Annotated in this window: 2 protein-coding genes; both read right to left on the reverse strand. The window is 71.0% G+C overall.

The genetic code is table 11. The features are described 5' to 3' along the window. Window positions 1-487: thiamine pyrophosphate-dependent enzyme (locus tag ABD160_RS33250; RefSeq protein ID WP_344030732.1), on the reverse strand; the 487-nt coding region annotated here is incomplete at its 3' end. After that, a partial coding sequence (locus ABD160_RS33255; protein WP_344030735.1) for a 2-oxoacid:acceptor oxidoreductase subunit alpha occupies window positions 484-2261 on the reverse strand: 1778 nt, incomplete at its 5' end. The genes ABD160_RS33255 and ABD160_RS33250, both read right to left, overlap by 4 nt.

The following is a 2261-nucleotide window of genomic DNA, read 5'->3' on the forward strand; positions in this document are numbered from 1 at the left end:
ATTTGGTGACCTTGCCGACCTCGCTGGTGGGCGAGTACTGGCCCTTGGTCAGGCCGTAGATCCGGTTGTTGAACAGCAGGATCTTGATGTTGACGTTGCGGCGCAGGGCGTGGATGAGGTGGTTGCCGCCGATCGACAGGGCGTCGCCGTCGCCGGTGACGACCCAGACGCTCAGGTCGGGTCGGGAGGTGGCCAGGCCGGTGGCGATGGTGGGGGCGCGGCCGTGGATGGAGTGCATCCCGTAGGTGTTGAGGTAGTAGGGGAAGCGGCTCGAGCAGCCGATGCCGGAGACGAACACGGTGTTCTCGCGGCGGATGCCCAGGGTGGGCAGGAACTGGCGGACGGCGGCGAGCACGGCGTAGTCGCCGCAGCCGGGGCACCAGCGGACCTCCTGGTCGGAGGTGTAGTCCTTGGCGGTCTGGGTGGCGTCGGTGGTGGGGACGCCGTCGAGGCCGCCGATCGTGGGCAGACCGAGATCGGTGCTCATGCGTGGGCCTCCAGCCCGGTGAGGTGGTCGAGGAACACGTCCTGGAGTTCCTCGGCGCCGAAGGGCAGCCCGGCGACCTTGGTGTAGGACTTGACGTCGACCAGGTGCCGGGCGCGCAGCAGCATCGCGAGCTGGCCGAGGTTCATCTCGGGGCAGAGCACGGTGCGGTAGCCGGACAGGACCTCGCCGAGGTTGGCCGGCATCGGGTTGAGGTGGCGCAGGTGTGTGGTGGCGACGGGGTGGCCGAGCTTGCGCACGCGCCGGGCGGCGGCGTTGATCGGGCCGTAGGTGGAGCCCCAGCCGATCACCAGCACCTCGGCGGTGCCGTCGGGGTCGTCGACGGTGAGATCGGGGACCTCGATGCCGTCGATCTTGGCCTGGCGCAGCCGGACCATCCGGTCGTGGTTGTCGGGGTCGTAGGAGATCGAGCCGCGCCCGTCGGCCTTCTCCAGGCCGCCGACGCGGTGCTCGAGGCCGGGGGTGCCCGGGATCGCCCAGGGCCGGGCGAGGGTCTCGGGATCGCGCAGGTAGGGCCAGAACTCGCCGGACCCGTCGGGGGCGTTGGGTTCGGTGGCGAAGCCGGGGTCGAGGGTGGGCAGCGAGTCGGCGTCGGGGATGCGCCACGGCTCGGAGCCGTTGGCCAGCGCACCGTCGGAGAGCAGCATCACCGGGGTGCGGTAGCGGACCGCGATCGCGGCGGCCTCGACCGCGGCGGAGAAGCAGTCGCCGGGGGTGGCGGGGGCGATCACCGGTAGCGGGGCCTCGCCGTTGCGGCCGTGCAGGGCCTGGAGCAGGTCGGCCTGCTCGGTCTTGGTGGGCAGCCCGGTCGAGGGCCCGCCGCGCTGGACGTCGATCACCAGCAGCGGCAGTTCCAGGGCCACGGCCAGGCCGACGGTCTCGGCCTTGAGCGCGATCCCCGGCCCGGAGGTGGTGGTGACCCCCAGCGCGCCACCGAAGCTGGCACCCAGCGCGGCGCCGACACCGGAGATCTCGTCCTCGGCCTGGAAGGTGGTCACACCGAACGCCTTGTGCTTGGACAGCTCGTGCAGCACGTCGGAGGCCGGGGTGATCGGGTAGGTGCCCAGGAACACCGGCAGCCCGGTGGTGCGCCCGGCCGCGACGATGCCGTAGGCCAGTGCGACGTTGCCGGTGATCTGGCGGTAGGTGCCCGGGGCCAGCCGGGCGGGGGCGACCTCGTAGGTGACCGCGAACGCCTCGGTGGTCTCGCCGTAGGCGTGCCCGGCGCGGAAGGCCAGCACGTTGGCCTCGGCGATGTCGGGGCGCTTGGCGAACTTCTCGCGCAGGAACCGCTCGGTCGACTCACTGGGCCGGTGATACATCCACGACAGCAGCCCGAGCGCGAACATGTTCTTCGCCCGCTCGGCGTCCTTCTTCGACAGCCCGGTCTCGGCCAGCGCTCCCCGGGTCAGGGTGGCCATCGCCACGCCGTGCACCGCGTAGGCGGCCAGCGAGTCGTCCTCCAGCGGGTTCGCGTCGTAGCCGACCTTGGTCAGGTTCCGCTTGGTGAACTCGTCGGTGTTGACGATCAGCACCCCGCCCGGGGGCAGATCGGCGATGTTGGCCTTCAACGCGGCCGGGTTCATCGCGACCAGCACATCCGGGCGGTCACCAGGGGTCAGGATGTCGTAGTTGGCGAAGTGCAGCTGGAACGAGCTGACCCCGGGCAGCGTCCCGGCAGGCGCCCGGATCTCGGCCGGGAAGTTCGGCAACGTGGACAGGTCGTTGCCGAAATTCGCCGTCTCCGAGGTGAACC

It is taken from the genome of Pseudonocardia kongjuensis, assembly GCF_039526905.1.
GTDB classification, from domain to species: domain Bacteria; phylum Actinomycetota; class Actinomycetes; order Mycobacteriales; family Pseudonocardiaceae; genus Pseudonocardia; species Pseudonocardia kongjuensis.